Raw genomic sequence first — 17,891 nt, forward strand, 5'->3', positions numbered from 1 at the left:
GGCCCGCCGCCCGCTCGCCGCCCGCGGGGGCGACCGCGGGGGCGACCGCCGCCGCGTCCGACGACGACGCGCGCTCGGCGTCCGCGCTGCACCCGGCCAGCAGCAGGACCGCCGCCAGTGCCCCCGCCGCGCCCGCTCTGCGTACCCGCAGGTCCATTCCGTGCCCTCCCCGTCCTCCGGGGCGGGCCGGTCGCCCACCCCCGTGCGGCTGTGACGCGGCGGCCCCCGGAACGGACCCGTCTGCGCGGTACCGGATCGGTCACACCGCGGACTCGTCCCGGTCTCGGGCCGCCCGGGGTCGATCCCGGGGATCCGGATAAGGGCTGGGAGACTGGTCGACATGGCGAAACCTCACGTCGTGGTGATCGGTGGCGGCATCGCGGGCCTGGCCGCGGCCGCCTTCCTCGGGGACGCAGCGGTGCGGGTGACCGCGCTGGAGGCGTCCACCCGCTTCGGCGGGAAGCTGTGCGGCGGCGAGGTCGGCGGCGTCCGGGTCGACCTCGGCGCCGAGTCGATGCTCGCCCGCCGCCCCGAGGCCGTCGACCTGGCCCGGCGGGTCGGCCTCGGCGAACAACTGGAGCCGCCCAGCACCGCCAAGGCCGCGATCTGGACCCGGGAGGGCCTGCGCCCGCTGCCCGGCGGCCAACTCATGGGCGTCCCCGGCGACCTGGACGCGCTCCGGGCCTCCGGCGTGCTCACCCCCGAGGGCCTGGAACGGGCCCGCCACGAGCAGCCCGCCGCACTCGGCGAGGACGCCCCGATCGGCCGCTACATCGCCGACCGGCTCGGCCGCGAGGTCGTCGACCGGCTGGTCGAACCGCTGCTCGGCGGCGTGTACGCCGGGCACGCCGACGAGATCTCGATCCGCGCCGCCGTCCCGCAGCTGCTCCAACTCGCCCGGCAGGACGGCCCGTTGACCGCCGCCATCCGCGAACTCAGCAGCCGCGCCACCGCCACCGGGCCGGTCTTCCAGGGCCTGCGCGGCGGACTCGGCACCCTCCCCGACGCCGTCGCCGCCCACGGCCGCGCGCACGGCGCCGAACTGCTCACCGGCCACCCCGTCGACGCCCTGCGCCGCACCCCCGACGGCTGGCGGATCACCGCCGCCGGACGCGAACTCGCCGCCGACGCCGTCGTGCTGGCCGTCCCCGCCCCGCAGGCCGCCGCGCTGCTCGCCGCCGACGCCCCCGGCGCCGCCGCCGAACTGCGCGCCGTCGAGTACGCGTCGATGGCCCTGGTCACCCTCGCCTTCCGCCGCGCCGACCTCGCGGACAGCCCGCTCACCGGCAGCGGCTTCCTGGTCCCCCCGGTCGACCGGCGCAGCATCAAGGCGTCCACCTTCTCCAGCAACAAGTGGGGCTGGCTGGAGCGCTCCGCCCCCGACGCCTTCCTGCTGCGCACCTCGCTCGGCCGCCACCGCGAGGCCGCCGCCCTCGACCTGGACGACGCCGAACTCGTCGCCCGCTCGCTCGCCGACCTGCGCACCGCCGTCGGCCTGCGCGCCACCCCGTACGACCACGCCGTCACCCGCTGGCGGGACGGACTCCCGCAGTACCCCGTCGGCCACCTCGACCGGGTCGCCCGGATCCGCACCCACCTCGACGCGCTCGGCGCGATCGCCGTCTGCGGCGCCGCGTACGACGGCGTCGGCATCCCCGCCGTCATCGGCGGCGCCCGGCGCGCCGCCGAGCACCTCACCCCTGGCACCGGCAGCACCCGCGCAGAAGGGACAATGGGATCATGACCGAAAGCACTGAGCAGCCCGTGAAGAAGAAGGCCCGCGACCTCAACCAGGTCATCCGCTACACCATGTGGTCGGTGTTCAAGCTCAAGGACGCCCTCCCCGAGGACCGCACCGCGCTCGCCGCCGAGGTCGACGCCCTCTTCGAGCAGCTCGCCGCCAAGGACGTGGTCGTCCGCGGCACCTACGACGTCTCCGCGCTGCGCGCCGACGCCGACATCCTGGTCTGGTGGCACGCCGAGGACTCCGACGACCTGCAGGAGGCGTACAACCGCTTCCGCCGCACCTCGCTCGGCCGCCACCTGGAGCCGGTCTGGTCGAACATGGCGCTGCACCGCCCCGCCGAGTTCAACAAGTCGCACATCCCGGCGTTCCTCGCCGACGAGCGGCCCCGCGAGTACGTCTGCGTCTACCCCTTCGTCCGCTCCTACGAGTGGTACCTGCTCCCCGACGAGGAGCGCCGGGCGATGCTCGCCGAGCACGGCAAGATGGCCCGCGGCTACCCCGACGTCCGCGCCAACACGGTCGCCTCCTTCGCGCTCGGCGACTACGAGTGGCTGCTCGCCTTCGAGGCCGACGAACTGCACCGCATCGTCGACCTGATGCGCGACCTGCGCCCCTCCCGCGCCCGGCTGCACGTCCGCGAGGAGGTCCCCTTCTTCACCGGCCGCCGCAAGCCGGTCGCGGACCTGCTCGCAGGTCTGTACTAAAGGGAGAGCCCCGACCGGGGCTCGGGGAACGGCGAGTCCGGGTCTGCTGACGGTGCACTGCCGTTGCGTGCATCGGCTTCCGGTTCTGTTCCGGGCACGCAGCAGCACGGACCTTCGATGGCTCCGGCCGTCAGCAGCACGGACTCGCCGTTCTCCGAGCCCCCGGTTCCGCCTCAGGAGTCGAGCGCGGCGCGCAGCCGGGGGTCCTGGACGGCGGCCGGGCCGGAGATGGCGACGGCGGTGAGCAGGTCGTCGGCGGTCGCGGGGGTGTGGCGGCAGGGGAGGGTGCGCAGCAGGGTCTGCCCGGCGGGGGCGGCCCACGCGGTGTAGGCGTGGACGTCGACCCGGGCCATCAGCAGGGTGCCGCCGGTGAGGACCAGCGGGAGGGCGTACCAGGCGACCGCGGTGCGGGCGGCGGTGCCGTCGGGGGCGGTCAGCAGGACGGTGAGCAGCAGCATCGCCGCCGCCCCGACCAGGGCGTAGCGGACCTGCCGGACCGCCCGCAGGGCGTGGTCCCGGACGACGGCCGGCGTCGCCAGCCCCGCCGAGGTCAGCCGGTCGCCGATGTCGCGGACGGTGGGGTGCGCGGCCAGCACGGCCTTGAGCTGGGCGGTGCGGCACTGGCCCTCGGGGCCGATCGCGCCGATCAGCGCGCGCTCCAGGCGGCCGCGGCCCCGCGGGTCGACGACGGTGGTCCAGCCGGTGTGGGCGAGGTGCAGCCGGCCGACCCCGGCCATCCGGACCAGGGCCAGGTCGACCACCCGGGCGGGGCCGCCGGCCAGGTACGCGGTCTCGTACAGGCCGACGCCCGCGGGAAGGTGCCCGGGGTGCGGGGCGCGGCCGGTGAGGGCGTCCGCGATCGTGGCGACCCGTACCAGGCGGAGGCAGGAGAGCACCGCGGCGGCACAGGACGGGATCAGCAGCAACACCCACATGCTTTTTGTTCTAGTCCTGTGCGCGCCGGAAGCGGAACAAATAGCCGGGCCGCGATACCGAACTGTGACTCGGCGGCCGGTTCACGAACCGCCGCAACCGCCCCCGCCGCAGCTCGACCCGCAGGAGCTCGACGAGCCGCAGGAGTGCGACGAGGACCCGCAGGAGTGCGAGGAGGAACCACCGCAGGAGTGGTGCGAGGAGCCGCCCGAGTGACCGCCGGAGGAGCCGCAGGACGAGGACGAGGGCGTGCCGCACCACGCCGCCGCCCCGGCGCCGGCCGCGTACTCCGCGCCGCCGTCCGACCCGGAGGAGCGGGAGGAGCGGGTGGTCGCGGCCGGGCCGGTCAGCGCGTCCCGCAGCGCCCGGTGCTCGGACCGGCGCAGCGCGGCGGCGCCGTCCAGGGCGAACGCGCCGACCAGCTCGGCGTGCTCGGCGGCGACCTCGCGCGGCCGCCACGGGACGCTGCCGCGGACCAGCAGCAACTGGCGCCGCCCGGCCGGGGTGATCCGGCTCTTCGGGACGTAAGTGGCGATCAGGACGATGACCGTGAGCAGGACGAGCAGGAAGTACGGGACGAACGGGGGCGCGGTGGTGTCCCGGTCCGCCGAGCCCGCCCACTGGACGGTGGAGACCGTGCCGAGGACGATCGCGACCAGCAGCGCCAGCAGCACCAGCCGACGGGCCCGCCGGGCGTTGCGCAGCGCGGTGGGGTGGCGCATCAGGCCGCGGGCGGCCAGCCCGTCGCCGATCCGCTGCACCTCGGGGCTGCCCGTCACGGAGGCGCGCAGCACGGACAGGTCGCGCCCGGCCCGCCCGCCGACGGCGGTGACCAGCACGCGCTCGACCGGGTCGGACGTTCGGTCGTCGGTGACGGTGACCCGGCGGGCCCGGGAGACCACCACCCGGCCCTCGCGCTCCATCCGGACCAGCGCGGTGTCGACCGCCCGGGCCGGGCCGCCGGCCAGGAAGGCGACGTCCAGCAGCGGCTGGCCGCGGCCGGGCAGGCCCTGCGGGTCGGTGACCCGGCGGTAGCGCCGGTTGTGGACGGCGGACAGGGCGACGGTGAACGCGATCAGCGCGAACGCCAGGACGAACCGGAAGTTCCACATTCCCCCGTGGTTCCTTTCTCTGCTCCGTGGTGAGGTGCGGTTACGCGTGCGCCCGGTCGGCGCGGTCGCGGGTGCGGCGCGGCAGCAGGCGGCTCCACCGGGAGGCGGCGGGGTGCAGCAGGCGGCGCAGTCCGGGGTGCCAGGCGGCGTCCGGACGGGTGTCGAGGGCCCATGCGGCGAAGGCCCGGGCGTCGGCGCGGTGGCCGCCGGTGAGCGGCCGCCCGGCGCAGTAGCGGGCGAACAGCGGGGCGAAGTCCGCCCCGAGCAGCCCCGGCAGTTCCGGCACCAGGTGGGCGGCGATCTCCCGGCGCTTGGCGAGCAGGCCCTCGGCCTGGACGCGCAACTGCTCCGGGTCGAAGCCGGCCGGGGCCGGGGCGCCGGCCACCAGGGCGGCCAGCAGCTCCTGCTGGCGGTGCGCCAGGTGGGTGCGGGCGAGGGCGAGTTCGGCGTCCTCGCGGTCGCGGATCAGGTACTCGTGCTGCTCAGACACGGGCGGTCTCCCTGCGGTGGAGGTGCTGGACGCGGTGGAGGTGCTGGACGCGGCGGATCGCGTCGAGTTCGGCGGACAGTTCGGCGGGCGGCGGGTAGGCGCCGTCCCGCTCCAGCAGCACCCCGGGCGGGTCGGTCCGGGCGCAGAGCTCGGCCAGCACCTCCAGCACGGGGGCGGTGACGGGGTGGGTGTGGGTGTCGTGCCAGACGCCGTCGCGCTCGACGCCCCCGGCGACGTGCACGTAGGCGAGGGCCTCCAGCGGCAGCCGGTCGAGTTCGGCGGCCGGGTCGACGCCCAGGTTGACCCGGTTGGTGTGCAGGTTGGCGACGTCCACCAGCAGCCGGACGCCGGTGCGTTCGACCAGCTCGGCGAGGAACTGGGCCTCGGTCAACTCATCTCCGGGCCAGGCCAGTTGGGCGGCGATGTTCTCCAGGGCGAGCGGCACCGGCAGCTCCCGCTGGGCGATCCGGACGTTCGCGGCCACCACCCGCAGCGCCTCCCGGGTGCGCGGCACCGGCAGCAGGTGCCCGGCCTCCAGACCGCCCGCCCGGACGAACGCCAGGTGCTCGCTGACCAGCGGCGACCCGAGCGACTCGGCGACCGCGGCCAGCCGGGCCAGCCGGGCCGGGTCGGGCGCGGCGGCGTCCCCGAGGCCGAGCGAGACGCCGTGCGGGACGACGGTGACGCCGCGGGCGCGCAACTCGGCCAGCGAGGGCGGCAGGTGGTCGGCGCAGACGTTCTCGGCGACCACCTCCACCCAGTCCAGGCCGGGCAGCCGCTCCACCGCGGTGTCGATCTCGGGCCGCCAGCCGATCCCGGTGCCCAATCGCGGAATATCGGACGAAGACATATTCCACCCCCTCTTCCCGGGGTTTTCCGGCAAGCCCGACTCCCCGCAGTCGAGGGTGTATCCGCGGCGCGCCGATGCCAAGCGGGACAACGGAAACTCAGAGCTGAACTTGAGGTTCCACCGGTACTGAACGGAGTGCCGCCCGGGTGGGGGGAAATTCAGCAGCGCACGGACGAACGACTGGCTAACGTGACATGCCTATGACTTCGACGCCGTACCGCATCCGTCCGTTCGCACCCGCCGACGCCACCGACGCCGCCGCGGCCTACCGGGCCGGCCGCCCGCACCTGGTCACCACCCCCGAGGTGGTCACCTGGCAGTCCGCCCTGCCGCACTACCACCTGCTGGTCGCCGAACGGGACGGCCGGGTCGTCGGCACCGCGCGGTTCGGCCCGGTCCCCGAGAGCACCACCTCCCACCAGGGCTTCCTCAACATCAGCGTGCTCCCCGAGCACCGCGGCGCCGGCGCCGGCACCGCCCTGCTCGCCGCCGCCGAGCGGGACCTCGCCGCCCTCGGCGTCCGGGACGCGCACAGCTGGGTCGACGACACCCCCGAAGCCCTCGGCTTCGCCACCGCCCGCGGCTACCGGCGCAGCGGCCGGGCCGGCCGCTTCTCCGGCCTCGACCTCACCGCCCCGCTGCCCCCGCTGCCGCCCACCCCGCCGGGCGTCGAACTGCGCACCGCCGCCGACTACCTGGACGACCCGTACCCGATCTACCTGGTCGACATCGACGGCACCCGCGCCGAGCCCGGCGACCTGGTCCTCGACGACCAGCCGTACGAGAGCTGGCTCGCCGAGATCTGGCAGCGCCCCGACCAGGACCACACCCTCACCTCGGTCGTCCTCGCGGACGGCGAACCGGTCGCCTTCTCCGCCGCCCAGACCGACGGCCACCGCACCTACTGGTCCGCCTTCACCGCGACCCGCTCCACCCACCGCGGCCGCGGCCTGGCCAAACTCGCCAAGGTCCACGCCCTGCACCGCGCCAAGGCCCGCGGCCTCACCGCCGCCTACACCCAGAACGACGCGGACAACACCCCGATGCTGGCCATCAACGCCTGGCTCGGCTACCGCGAGTGCGCGGCCGAGTGGAAGCACACCCGGACGCTCCGCGAATAGGCTCCCGCCAGGGGGAGTTGCTGCGCTCGGCGGTGTGGTGCGGGCGGGGGTGCGGGGAACTGCGCGCGGCGGCAGGTGAACGCCTGCGAGATCGCGGGGGAGGGCGGTGAGTTGATGCCACCCCGCGATCCTGCGGTGGGTGCCTGGCTGGTCGCGCAGTTCCCCGCGCCCCCGGCTCCGCCGGTTCGCGCAGCGGTTCTCTCCGGGGCGCGGGCTACGCGACGTCCACGCCGTGGTCGCGGGCCAGGCCCGCCAGGCCGTCGGACCAGCCCTGGCCCAGGGCGCGGAGCTTCCAGCCGTCGGCGGGGTGCCGGTAGACCTCGGCGACCAGCATCGCGGAGACCGCGGGGTCGGCGGGGGGACGGAACAGCCAGTGGCCGTCGCCGCAGTGCAGTTCCACCCGGGGGTCGACCAGGTCCGCGCAGGTGCCGTCGCCGTCCGTCTCCAGGTTGATCGAGATCGCCACCCGCCGCACCGAGTCCGGGAGCCGGCCGGTGCGGATGCTCGCGCGGTGCTCCTCCGGGCGCAGCGTGACGGCGCCGTCCTCCGCGCTCGGCTGGTGGTAGAAGACGAAGTCCTCGTCGCGCCGGACCTTGCCGTCCGCGTCCAGCAGCAACAGGGTCAGGTCGGCCGCCGCGCCGCCCGCCCGGAACCGGACGCGGACCTCCTCGGCGGGCAGTACGGTGTTCTGTCCAGGCGTCAACTCCCGCGCGGAGGAAGTCCGTTGGGCGGGAACCACCGGGCCGAGCCGGCCCGGGAGGCCCTGCTCGCGGAGCAGTTCCAGCAGCATCGGGCCGTCCACCAGGGTGAGCGGCTGCCCCTCGGCGTGCTTGCGCGAGCCCGGCCCGAAGCCCGCCGTGGTGACCAGGATGCCCCGGTTGGCGCCCTGTCGCCGCATCGTCGACTCCAGGTCGCGGACGGCGCTCGGCGGCACGGTCTTCCGGTAGCGCTTGGCCTGGATGACGATCTTCCCGCCGGTGATCGGGTCCGGGTCCTCGGCCAGCACGTCCACGCCCTCGTCGCCGCTGCGCGCGGTGGTGCTGGTGCGCAGGCCCCGGCGGCGGAACAGTTCGGCGACCAGTTCCTCGAACTCCAGCGGGTCCATCTCGAACAGGTCGGGGCCCTCCCCGTCCGTGCGGCCAGCGGCGGCCCCGGCGGCCGGGGCAGCTGCGCCGGAAGGGGCTCCAACGGCCGTCCCGGCTGCGGAAGTCGGCACCTCGGCGACCGTCTCGGCCTTCTCCGGGCGGGCCGAGACCCGGCCGCCCAGCGCGCCGACCAGGCAGTCCAGCGGGGCGACCCGGTCCAGGGCGAGCGCCGCGAAGGCGTCCCGGTCGGCTTCCACGGCCAGCAGGCAGCGCTCGCCCTCCTGCCCGGTCGCCGGGTCGGTGGCGACCACCACGCCGTTCAGGGCGACCGAGGCGAGCAGCCCGTCGGGGTCGGCCCGGAACACCTCCGCGAGCACCCGCAGCGCGCACTGCGCCAGCACCTCCCGGTACAGCTCCTTGCGCTGGGCGACCGGCCGGGCGATCTCGTCCTCGCGGTCGTCGGAGCGGACGTACCGGTACCGGCCCACCGACGGCACCACCTCGTACGGCGGCAGCTCCCAGCGCACCACCAGCCGGCGGGCGGGGGCGTCCCAGGAGGTCTCGCCGTCGGCGGGGAAACCGTCCGGCCAGTCCTCGCGCCAGTCGATCACCGCCTCGAAGTACTCGGCGACCGCCGCCGGTTCGCCCGCCCGCAGCCGCGCCGCCAACTGCCCGGCCTGCGAAGTCTGTTCGGCCAGCAGCCGGTGCCGTTCGGCCGCCCACGCGTCGTACTGGGCCCGGTAGTCGGCGAGTTGGCGCTGCCGGTGCTGCTCGGCCGCCCAGGCCGCCTGCCAGTCGTACTCGAACCTGGCCCGGGCCTGCGCCGACTGCTCCTCCCACTGCCGGCGGGCCCCCGGCCGGTACGCCTGCGAACCCGTCGGGGCCGGCACCAGGTACCAGTTCTGGTCCGGCATCGGCACCGGCGCGCCCAGCGGGCCGGGGTCGAACGGCGGCACCGCCGGACGGTCCGGAACGGCCAGCGAGAACCCCGGCCCGGCCAGCCCCGCCGCCAGCACCCCGCGCAACTCGGCGACCTGCTCGTCCAGTTCGGCGGTCCGCCGGGCGGTGTCCGACTCCCGCCCCTGCTGGTACGCCTTCAGCGCCTCCCGCTCGCCCCGGGCCGCCGCCCGCTGCGCCTCCCGCCGGGCCCGCTCGTTCTCGCGCTGCGCGGCCGCCGCCGCCCTGCGCTGCGCCTCGGCGCGCCGGTGCTGCTCGCGCTGCGCCTGAGCCAGTACCGACCACACCCCGGAAGACCGCCGCCGCGCCACGCCCGCCCCACCCACGTCCAAGACCGTTCGGAAGGGCAACAGTCTTCCATGCCGCCGGGGAGCCGGGTCACCCGCAGCCGTACCCTGGCCCGACACTCCGGACGCCCACGGTTCCGGAACGCGAGACGGAAGGCCCTCGATGAGCCACACGACGGTGAACGGCGCCACGCTGCACTACGACGAGACCGGCCCGGCCGACGGCACCCCCGTCGTCCTGGTCCACGGCCACCCGTTCAACCGCACGCTGTGGGACCCGCAGGTCCGCGCGCTCGCCGCGGCCGGGTACCGGGCGATCACCTTCGACCTGCGCGGCTACGGCGAGAGCGGGGTGACGCCGGGCAAGGTGCTGCTGGCCGACTTCGCCGACGACACCGCCGCCCTCCTCGACCACCTGGGCGTCGAACGCGCGGTGGTCGGCGGCGTCTCGATGGGCGGCCAGATCGCCATGGAGTTCCACCTGCGCCACCCGGAGCGCGTGCTGGCGCTGGTGCTGTCCGACAGTTCGGCGCCCGCCGAGACCGAGGAGGGCAAGGCGTTCCGCAACCACATGGCCGACCGGCTGCTCGCCGAGGGCATGGCCGGCTACGCGGACGAGGTGATCGACAAGATGCTCGCCCCCTACAACGTCACCGCCCTCCCCGACACGGCCGCCCGGGTCCTCGCCATGATGCGCGACACCGACCCGCGCGGCGCCGCCGCCGCCCTGCGCGGCCGGGCCGAGCGCCCCGACTACCGCGACACCCTGCGCACGGTCACCGTCCCCACCCTGCTGCTGGTCGGCGCCGACGACGTCTACACCCCCGTCGCCGACTCCGAGGCCATCCGCGCCCTCGTCCCGCACGCCGACCTCACCGTCGTCCCCGACGCCGGCCACCTCCCGGGCGCCGAGCGGCCCGAACGCTTCAACGCCGCCCTGCTGGACTTCCTGCGCACCCGGCTGTCCTGACCGGGAGCCCCCGGACGCGCACGAGGGCCCTCCCCGGCGGCCGGGGAGGGCCCTCGTCGGTGCGGGAACGGGTACTACTCGGCGGGCTTCAGCGTCAGCGAGATCGAGTTGATGCAGTACCGCTGGTCGGTCGGGGTGTCGTAGCCCTCGCCCTCGAAGACGTGCCCCAGGTGGCTGCCGCACTTCTTGCAGCGCACCTCGACCCGGCGCATGCCGAGGCTGGTGTCCTCCAGGTACTCCACGGAGTCACCGGCCAGCGGCGAGTAGTAGGACGGCCAGCCGCAGTGCGAGTCGAACTTCGTCTCGCTGCTGAACAGCTCGGCGCCGCACGCCCGGCAGGCGTAGACGCCGACCGTCTTGGTGTCGGTGTACTCGCCGACGAACGGCCGCTCGGTGCCGGCCTCGCGGAGCACGTGGTACTCCTCCGGGGTCAGCTCGGCGCGCCACTCGGCGTCGGACTTCTGGACCTCGTAGCTCACGGCAGTCTCCAGCTGGGAACGGGGACGTCAGACAGCAGGTGCAACGTCCGCGAGGGCCGCCAGAATTTCCGGGCCCAGGTTGGTCACGTCGCCCGCGCCCATGGTCAGCACCAGGTCACCGGGGGCGGCCAGCGCGGCCAGCAGCGCCGGGGCGGCCGCGAAGTCGTGCTCGGCCCGGACGTCGGCGCCGGCCCGGCGGGCCGCGTCGATGATCAGCTCGGCGGTGACGCCCGGGATCGGGTCCTCGCGGGCCGGGTAGATGTCCAGAACCACCGAGGCGTCGGCCAGCGCCAGCGCCTGCCCCATCTCCTCGGCCAGCTGCTGGGTGCGGGAGAACAGGTGCGGCTGGAAGACCACCAGCACCCGGCCCGGGCCCGCCGCCTCCCGGATCGCCTCCAGGTCGGCGGCCATCTCGGTCGGGTGGTGCGCGTAGGAGTCGATCACCTGGACGCCGCGCGCCTCGCCCTTGAGCTGCAGCCGCCGCCGCACCCCGGTGTACGCGCCCAGCGCCTTCGCCAGGCCCTCGGCCGGGACGCCCAGCGCGATGCCCGCGGCCAGCGCCGCGACCGCGTTGTGCGCGTAGTGCCGGCCGGGCACCGAGACGGTGAAGGTCAGCGGCTCGCCGCCGAGCTCGACCGTCACCTCGCTGGTCATGCCGCGCGCCTCGACCTCCAGCACCCGCAGGGCGGCGTCCGCGGCGGCGCCGACCGTCACCACGTTCAGGCCCTCCCGGCCCGCCACCCGGCGGGTCAGCTCGCGGGCGCCCTCGTGGTCGGCCGAGACCACCAGGGTGCCGCCGGGCTGGATCCGGCCGACGAAGGTCTCGAAGGACTCGTAGATCTCCTCGATCGACGCGTAGTTGGCGTGGTGGTCCAGCTCCACGTTCAGCACGATCGCCACCTCGGGCGCGTACTTGTGGAAGCTGCGGTCGCTCTCGTCCGCCTCCGCGACGAAGATCTCGCCAGCCCCGTGGTGCGCGTTCGACCCCGGCGCGTCCAGGTCGCCGCCGATCGCGTACGAGGGCTCCAGGCCCAGCTCGCCCAGGCTGACCGCGAGCATCGAGGTGGTGGTGGTCTTGCCGTGCGTGCCCGCCACCGCGAGCGCCCGGCGGCCGCCCATCAGCGCCGCCAGCGCGTCCGACCGGTGCACCACCGGGACGCCCCGCTCCCGCGCGGCCACCAGCTCCGGGTTGTCGGCCCGGATCGCGCTGGAGACCACCACGCTGCTCGTCCCGGCCGGCAGGTGCTCCGCGGCGTGCCCGACGAACACCGTCGCCCCCAGTTCGCGCAGCGCCCGCACGGTCTCCGACTCCTTCGCGTCGGAGCCCGAGACGGTCGCGCCGCGCACCGCGAGGATCTTCGCCAGGCCGGACATGCCGGCGCCGCCGATGCCGATGAAGTGCGGGGCGTGCAGGTCGTGGGCGGCGTCGTTCAAGGCTGGCTCCGTACGGGCGTGAGGAGGCGGGATCGTCCGGTAGCTCCGTAAAACGCTTCACGGAGCTACGGGACGATTCTGCCCTAACCGGGAGCCCGGTCAGGTTTCGCTGGCGAACAGCTTGAGCACCGGGACGCCGACCTCGTGCCGGGCGCGGGAGGCCCAGTCCCGGTGGAAGAACTCCTCGACGAAGTGCGGCGAGGTCAGCACCAGCACCTCGTCGGCCTTGTGCTCCTCCACCACCTCGCGCAGCCGCACCAGCGGGTGCGCCCCGACCACCTCGCCGACCGCCTCCGCCCCGGCCCGCTGGAGGTGGCGCAGGCTGTGCTCCAGGGATTCGCCCGCAAGGGTGGGCGCGTCCTGCGCGTCGTCGTCGTGCTCGTGCACCGCCTTGTCCAGATGGCCGAGGGCCACGTCGTCCAGGGCGCGCAGCAACTCGTCCTGCTTGCCGCGGGGTTGCATCAGGACGACGAAGGAGACCTGCTCCTCGCCGTGGAGCGTGGTGACCAGCTCCACGTCGGCGTCGGAGAGTGCCTTCTCGATCATCAGTACGGTCTTGAACACGTGAGTCCCTTCGCTGGTGCGGGCCCCCGGGTCCGGCTCCCTGCTCCCCATTCCTTCATAGTGCCCGGAGGAAGGATTCCTCACGCTGCACACGCGCCACACGGATCACATGATCCACATCGGTCAGGATGCGTCTCATCTGTCTCAGGCGAGGGCGGGGACGCTCGGGGAGCGATCCGGATCGGTCGGTCGCAGGTAGCGGGTGAAGAGGAAACCTTTCTCCTCGATCAATGACACCAGCCGCATCGGCCGGACGTCCGGGATTCCCGGCCCGTTCACGATCCTCGGTGAATCACCCGCCGTCACCAAGGGCGCCACCGACAGGCACAGCTCGTCCAGCAGACCGTCCGCCGCGAGCTGTGCGAGCAGGCGGGGACCGCCCTCGGTGAGCTGGCGGCGCCAACCACGCTCCGTGAGCGCGGCCACCGCCCGGGGGAGGTCCACCGAGCCCGTTCCTGCGGTGATCACATCGGCTGCGGCGGCGACCCGGGCGAGCTTGTCGGCCGGTGCGTCGACCGTCGTCACCACCACGGTCGGCACCAGTGGCCCGGTGAACAGCGGCGCCGAGAGGTCCAGCTCCAGGCTCCGCGACACCACCGCGATCACCGGCGCGGGCAACTGGCCGGCGGCCGCCCGCCGCGCCGCGAACTCCGGCCGGGCCCGCCCCGGCCGGTACCCCTCGGCCCGCACCGTCTCGGCCCCCACCAGCACCACGTCGCACAGCGCCCGCAGCACCCCGAAGATCCGCTTGTCCGCCTCGCTGGACAGCCCCTCCGAGAGGCCCTCCAGCCGGGCCGCCCCGTCCAGCGAGGAGACCATGTTCGCCCGCAGCCACGCCCCCCGGGCCGGGTACGCGTACGCCTGCGCCAGCCACTCCAGCTCGCCGGGGGTTCCGGGGGTGTCACCGATCAGTTGCTCCATGCCTCCGAGTCTCCCAGCCGGGGGCCCGGGGGACCGCTGCGCGGGCGCCCCTGGTTTCGCACCGGGTTTTCCCGCGCGAGTACCCTGTTGTCTCGTGTCTGCTGCCTCGGAGTCCGATATTCACACCGCGATAGCCCTGGCCGATCGGCGCCCGGTGGTACCGGCCGAGCGGCTGGTGGCGGAGATGGTGCCGCCGCCGCGCTTCGCCGGGGTGAGTTTCGGCAGCTACCTGCCGGACGCCTCGCAGCCGAGCCAGTACGAGGCGGTCCAGATCCTGGAGTCCTTCGCGGCGGGGCTGAACGGCGCCGCCGAGCCGCCGAAGCGGGGCTGGTTCCGGCGGTCGGCGCCGGTGCCCACCGGGCCGGCCGGGATCTACCTGGACGGCGGGTACGGCGTCGGCAAGACGCACCTGCTGGCCTCGCTGTGGCACGCGGTCCCGGGGCCGAAGGCGTTCGGGACGTTCGTCGAGCTGACCAACCTTGTGGGTGCGCTGACCTTCCAGGGCGCGGTGAGGACGCTGAGCACGCACCGGCTGCTGTGCATCGACGAGTTCGAGCTGGACGACCCGGGCGACACCGTGCTGGTGTCGACGCTGCTGAGCCGGCTGGTGGAGAACGGGGTCAAGCTGTGCGCGACCTCGAACACGCTGCCGGAGAAGCTCGGTGAGGGCCGGTTCGCCGCCGCCGACTTCATGCGGGAGATCCAGGGCCTGTCCGCGCACTTCCGCCCGGTGCGGATCGACGGCCAGGACTACCGGCACCGCGGTCTGCCCGCGGCCCCGCCGCCGTACGACGACGCCGAGGTGACGGCCCGCGCGGCCCGCACCCCGGGGGCCTCGCTGGACGACTTCGACGCCCTGCTGGAGCACCTGAAGGAGGTGCACCCCAGCCGGTACGGCGCGCTGCTGGACGAGGTCGGCGCGGTGTTCCTGCGCGGGGTGCGGCAGGTGGACGACCAGGCGACCGCGCTGCGGCTGGTGGTGCTGGCCGACCGGATGTACGACCGGGAGCTGCCGGTCACCGCCTCGGGCGTGCCGTTCGACGAGGTGTTCACCGAGGAGATGCTGCGCGGCGGCTACCGGAAGAAGTACCTGCGGGCGGTCTCCCGGCTGGTCGCGCTGGCCCGGGACTCCGCGAAGTAGCACCCGTTCTGTCGGTGGCCGGTCGTACGGTGGGGGGCGTGCGTCCCATCACGAGTATCGAGCGGTCCGTGGCGCCCTTCGAGGTCGTCAGTCCCTACCAGCCCAACGGCGACCAGCCGGCGGCCATCGCCGAGCTGGAGCGCCGCGTCCGCGCCGGGGAGGAGCACGTCGTCCTGCTCGGCGCGACCGGCACCGGCAAGTCGGCCACCACGGCCTGGATGATCGAGAAGCTGCAGCGCCCCACCCTGGTGATGGCGCCGAACAAGACGCTGGCCGCCCAGCTGGCCAACGAGTTCCGCGAGCTGCTGCCGAACAACGCGGTCGAGTACTTCGTCTCGTACTACGACTACTACCAGCCCGAGGCGTACGTCCCCCAGACGGACACCTACATCGAGAAGGACTCCTCGATCAACGAGGAGGTCGAGCGGCTGCGCCACTCCGCCACCAACAGCCTGCTCACCCGGCGGGACGTGGTGGTGGTGGCCTCGGTCTCCTGCATCTATGGCCTCGGCACCCCGCAGGAGTACGTGGACCGGATGGTCCGGCTGAAGGTCGGCGAGGAGATCGACCGGGACGCCCTGCTGCGCCGCTTCGTGGACATCCAGTACACCCGCAACGACCTGGCGTTCACCCGCGGCACCTTCCGGGTCCGCGGCGACACAATCGAGATCTTCCCGGTGTACGAGGAGCTCGCCGTCCGGATCGAGATGTTCGGCGACGAGATCGAGGCGCTGTACACGCTGCACCCGCTGACCGGCGAGGTGATCAGCCAGGACGACTCGGTCTACGTCTTCCCGGCCTCGCACTACGTGGCGGGCCCGGAGCGGATGGAGCGGGCGATCTCCGGGATCGAGGCCGAGCTGGAGCAGAGCCTGGCCCGGATGGAGAAGCAGGGCAAGCTGCTGGAGGCCCAGCGGCTGCGGATGCGCACCACGTACGACATCGAGATGCTCCGCCAGATCGGCACCTGCTCGGGCGTGGAGAACTACTCGATGCACTTCGACGGCCGCGAGCCCGGCTCCCCGCCGAACACCCTGCTCGACTACTTCCCGGAGGACTTCCTCCTGGTCATCGACGAGTCGCACGTCACCGTCCCGCAGATCGGCGCGATGTACGAGGGCGACGCCTCCCGCAAGCGCACGCTGGTCGAGCACGGCTTCCGGCTGCCCTCGGCGATGGACAACCGGCCGCTGAAGTGGGAGGAGTTCCAGGAGCGGATCGGCCAGACCGTCTACCTGTCGGCCACCCCGGGCAAGTACGAGCTGGCCCGCGGCGACGGCCAGGTCGAGCAGATCATCCGCCCGACCGGCCTGATCGACCCCGAGGTGGTCGTCAAGCCGACCGAGGGCCAGATCGACGACCTGGTGCACGAGATCCGGCAGCGGGTGGAGAAGGACGAGCGGGTCCTGGTCACCACGCTGACCAAGAAGATGGCCGAGGACCTCACCGACTACTTCCTCGGCCTGGACATCCGGGTCCGCTACCTGCACAGCGACGTCGACACGCTGCGCCGGATCGAGCTGCTGCGCGAGCTGCGGGCCGGCGAGTACGACGTGCTGGTCGGCATCAACCTGCTCCGCGAGGGCCTCGACCTGCCCGAGGTCTCGCTGGTGGCGATCCTGGACGCGGACAAGGAGGGCTTCCTGCGCTCCGGCACCTCGCTGATCCAGACCATCGGCCGCGCGGCGCGCAACGTGTCCGGCCAGGTGCACATGTACGCCGACAAGATCACCCCCGCGATGGACCTGGCGATCAGCGAGACCAACCGCCGGCGGGCCGTCCAGCAGGCGTACAACGAGGAGCACGGGATCGACCCGCAGCCGCTCCGGAAGAAGATCGGCGACCTGCTCTCCACCATGGCGGGGGAGGACGTCGACACCGAGGAACTGCTCTCCACCGGCTACCGGCAGCAGGGCAAGGGCAAGGCGCCGGTCCCGGCGCTGGGCATCGAGCGCAAGCCCGCCAAGAGCCTGCCCGCGGCCGAACTCGCCGAGCTGATCCAGGACATGACGGACCGGATGCACACCGCCGCGGCCGAGCTGCAGTTCGAGGTGGCGGCCCGGCTGCGGGACGAGGTCAAGGAGCTCAAGCGCGAGCTGCGGCAGATGCGCGAGGCCGGAATGGCCTGATCCGGCGTCAGACCGCCGGGCGGCGGGTAAATCCCCGTCCGGCGGGTGTCGGTGTGTCGTAGTTTGGCCACAGTGCGGTCCGTCCGGGACGCCGGGGCGGAGCTGCGGCGTTAGGGTGGGGCGCGGTCTGCCCGGGGTCCGAACGTTCCGGGCACGGTCGGATGTTCGACGAGGACGCCGGGCGGGGCCCGGAGGAAGCAGAGGTCGGCAGCGTGTCCGTGAACCTGGCCAAGGGCCAGAGCGTCAGCCTGTTGAAGTCCACCGGCGAGACTCTGACCGTGGTCCGGATGGGCCTCGGTTGGAAGTCCGCTCCCCGGAAGCGCGGCTTCTTCAGCCGCCGCCCCCGCGAGATCGACCTCGACGCCTCCGCCCTGCTGTACGACGGCAAGGTGATGAGCGACGTGGTGTTCTTCTCGCACCTGATCAGCAACGAGGGCTCGGTGCAGCACACCGGCGACAACCTGGTCGGCGGCGCGGGGGCGGGCGGCGACGACGAGAGCATCCTGGTCGACCTGGCCAAGGTGCCGCGCCGGGTCACCCAGATCGTGTTCACCGTCAGCTCGTACACCGGCCAGAACTTCCTGGAGGTGGAGAACGCGCACTGCCGGCTGGTCGACGAGACCACCGGCAAGGAGCTGGCCCGCTACGAGCTGACCGGCGGCGGTCCGCACACCGGGCAGATCATGGCCAAGGTCGCGCGGGACGGCGAGGGCGGCTGGAAGATGACCGCGATCGGCGCCCCCGCCAGCGGCCGCACCTTCCGGGACATGCTGCCCTTCATCGAGCCGTTCCTCTGACCGTTCCGCAGCGGGACTCCTTTACCTTCTTTACCTTCCCTTGGGCTTCCTGTTAACCTTCTGGGAGCGGAGGGGAGTATTCCCCGTTCAGCGACCCCGTCATCACGGGCGCCCATCGCGGCGCCCCGGGGCGCTGGCCGTGCGGTGCCCGCGGTGCGCGGGCCGCGCGG

14 protein-coding genes and 1 pseudogene are annotated in these 17,891 nt (G+C 73.8%); 7 read left to right on the top strand and 8 right to left on the bottom strand.

The genetic code is table 11. The features are described 5' to 3' along the window. The first annotated feature begins 340 nt into the window (after positions 1–340). Positions 341–1,744, top strand: a complete 1,404-nt coding sequence (hemG, locus tag ACWEO5_RS27425) for a protoporphyrinogen oxidase (protein ID WP_452164898.1) — start codon at positions 341–343, stop codon at positions 1,742–1,744. Beyond that, a complete protein-coding gene (gene hemQ, locus ACWEO5_RS27430; RefSeq protein ID WP_344552917.1) occupies positions 1,741–2,451 on the top strand; it encodes a hydrogen peroxide-dependent heme synthase in 711 nt (236 codons plus the stop codon). The genes hemG and hemQ overlap by 4 nt, the downstream gene beginning before the upstream one ends. Before the next feature lie 173 nt (positions 2,452–2,624). On the opposite strand, the gene ACWEO5_RS27435 is transcribed toward hemQ, so the two are convergent. The 3 genes and pseudogenes from ACWEO5_RS27435 to ACWEO5_RS27445 all read right to left on the bottom strand — a co-directional run bounded on the left by ACWEO5_RS27435 (position 2,625) and on the right by ACWEO5_RS27445 (position 5,836). Continuing rightward, positions 2,625–3,386: a TIGR04222 domain-containing membrane protein gene (locus tag ACWEO5_RS27435; protein ID WP_452164899.1), complete on the bottom strand. Its 762-nt coding sequence runs from the start codon at positions 3,384–3,386 to the stop codon at positions 2,625–2,627. Between the two features lie 81 nt (positions 3,387–3,467). After that, complete coding sequence (locus tag ACWEO5_RS27440) at positions 3,468–4,496, bottom strand: TIGR04222 domain-containing membrane protein (protein WP_452164900.1); 1,029 nt, start codon at positions 4,494–4,496, stop codon at positions 3,468–3,470. A gap of 40 nt (positions 4,497–4,536) precedes the next feature. Continuing rightward, positions 4,537–5,836, bottom strand: a pseudogene (locus ACWEO5_RS27445) (DUF692 domain-containing protein). Positions 5,837–6,036: 200 nt separating this feature from the next. Here ACWEO5_RS27445 and ACWEO5_RS27450 point away from each other — a divergent pair. Continuing rightward, positions 6,037–6,957 (top strand): N-acetyltransferase family protein, encoded by a 921-nt coding sequence (locus ACWEO5_RS27450; protein WP_452164901.1) that lies wholly within the window; start codon positions 6,037–6,039, stop codon positions 6,955–6,957. Positions 6,958–7,171: 214 nt separating this feature from the next. On the opposite strand, the gene ACWEO5_RS27455 is transcribed toward ACWEO5_RS27450, so the two are convergent. Next, entirely contained in the window at positions 7,172–9,286 is a 2,115-nt protein-coding gene (locus ACWEO5_RS27455; RefSeq protein ID WP_452164902.1) for a restriction endonuclease, read from the bottom strand. Between the two features lie 163 nt (positions 9,287–9,449). Between ACWEO5_RS27455 and ACWEO5_RS27460 the strand changes: the two genes are divergently transcribed. Then, entirely contained in the window at positions 9,450–10,256 is an 807-nt protein-coding gene (locus ACWEO5_RS27460) for an alpha/beta fold hydrolase (RefSeq protein ID WP_452164903.1), read from the top strand. Positions 10,257–10,330: 74 nt separating this feature from the next. Here the strand turns inward: ACWEO5_RS27460 and msrB are convergent, their stop codons facing one another. From msrB to ACWEO5_RS27480, 4 genes are all read right to left on the bottom strand, one after another. Beyond that, complete coding sequence (msrB, locus tag ACWEO5_RS27465) at positions 10,331–10,735, bottom strand: peptide-methionine (R)-S-oxide reductase MsrB (protein ID WP_452164904.1); 405 nt, start codon at positions 10,733–10,735, stop codon at positions 10,331–10,333. Positions 10,736–10,762: 27 nt separating this feature from the next. Next, positions 10,763–12,169 carry a UDP-N-acetylmuramate--L-alanine ligase gene (gene murC, locus ACWEO5_RS27470; protein WP_452164905.1) on the bottom strand — a complete coding sequence of 469 codons (1,407 nt, stop codon included), beginning with the start codon at positions 12,167–12,169 and terminating at the stop codon, positions 10,763–10,765. A gap of 99 nt (positions 12,170–12,268) precedes the next feature. Next, positions 12,269–12,733 (bottom strand): indole-3-glycerol phosphate synthase, encoded by a 465-nt coding sequence (locus tag ACWEO5_RS27475; protein WP_344552908.1) that lies wholly within the window; start codon positions 12,731–12,733, stop codon positions 12,269–12,271. 144 nt (positions 12,734–12,877) lie between these two features. Then, positions 12,878–13,654, bottom strand: coding sequence for a pyrimidine reductase family protein (locus ACWEO5_RS27480; protein ID WP_452164906.1), 777 nt, complete (start codon positions 13,652–13,654; stop codon positions 12,878–12,880). Between the two features lie 94 nt (positions 13,655–13,748). On the opposite strand from ACWEO5_RS27480, the gene zapE reads away from it, so the two are divergent. From zapE to ACWEO5_RS27495, 3 genes are all read left to right on the top strand, one after another. Beyond that, positions 13,749–14,795: a cell division protein ZapE gene (gene zapE, locus ACWEO5_RS27485; protein WP_344552906.1), complete on the top strand. Its 1,047-nt coding sequence runs from the start codon at positions 13,749–13,751 to the stop codon at positions 14,793–14,795. Positions 14,796–14,833: 38 nt separating this feature from the next. Beyond that, positions 14,834–16,924 (top strand): excinuclease ABC subunit UvrB, encoded by a 2,091-nt coding sequence (gene uvrB / locus ACWEO5_RS27490; protein ID WP_452164907.1) that lies wholly within the window; start codon positions 14,834–14,836, stop codon positions 16,922–16,924. Between the two features lie 212 nt (positions 16,925–17,136). Continuing rightward, a complete protein-coding gene (locus ACWEO5_RS27495; RefSeq protein ID WP_344552904.1) occupies positions 17,137–17,721 on the top strand; it encodes a TerD family protein in 585 nt (194 codons plus the stop codon). Positions 17,722–17,891: the final 170 nt, after the last annotated feature.

It is taken from the genome of Kitasatospora sp. NPDC004272 (assembly GCF_053603035.1).

What these genes read in the sequence shown, in the direction of transcription:
- hemQ (WP_344552917.1), top strand. Translation starts at nt 1,741, where the DNA reads ATGACCGAAAGCACTGAGCAGCCCGTGAAGAAGAAGGCCCGCGACCTC.
- ACWEO5_RS27480 (WP_452164906.1), bottom strand. Translation starts at nt 13,654, where the DNA reads ATGGAGCAACTGATCGGTGACACCCCCGGAACCCCCGGCGAGCTGGAG.
- ACWEO5_RS27450 (WP_452164901.1), top strand. Translation starts at nt 6,037, where the DNA reads ATGACTTCGACGCCGTACCGCATCCGTCCGTTCGCACCCGCCGACGCC.
- hemG (WP_452164898.1), top strand. Translation starts at nt 341, where the DNA reads ATGGCGAAACCTCACGTCGTGGTGATCGGTGGCGGCATCGCGGGCCTG.
- ACWEO5_RS27435 (WP_452164899.1), bottom strand. Translation starts at nt 3,386, where the DNA reads ATGTGGGTGTTGCTGCTGATCCCGTCCTGTGCCGCCGCGGTGCTCTCC.
- ACWEO5_RS27440 (WP_452164900.1), bottom strand. Translation starts at nt 4,496, where the DNA reads ATGTGGAACTTCCGGTTCGTCCTGGCGTTCGCGCTGATCGCGTTCACC.
- ACWEO5_RS27460 (WP_452164903.1), top strand. Translation starts at nt 9,450, where the DNA reads ATGAGCCACACGACGGTGAACGGCGCCACGCTGCACTACGACGAGACC.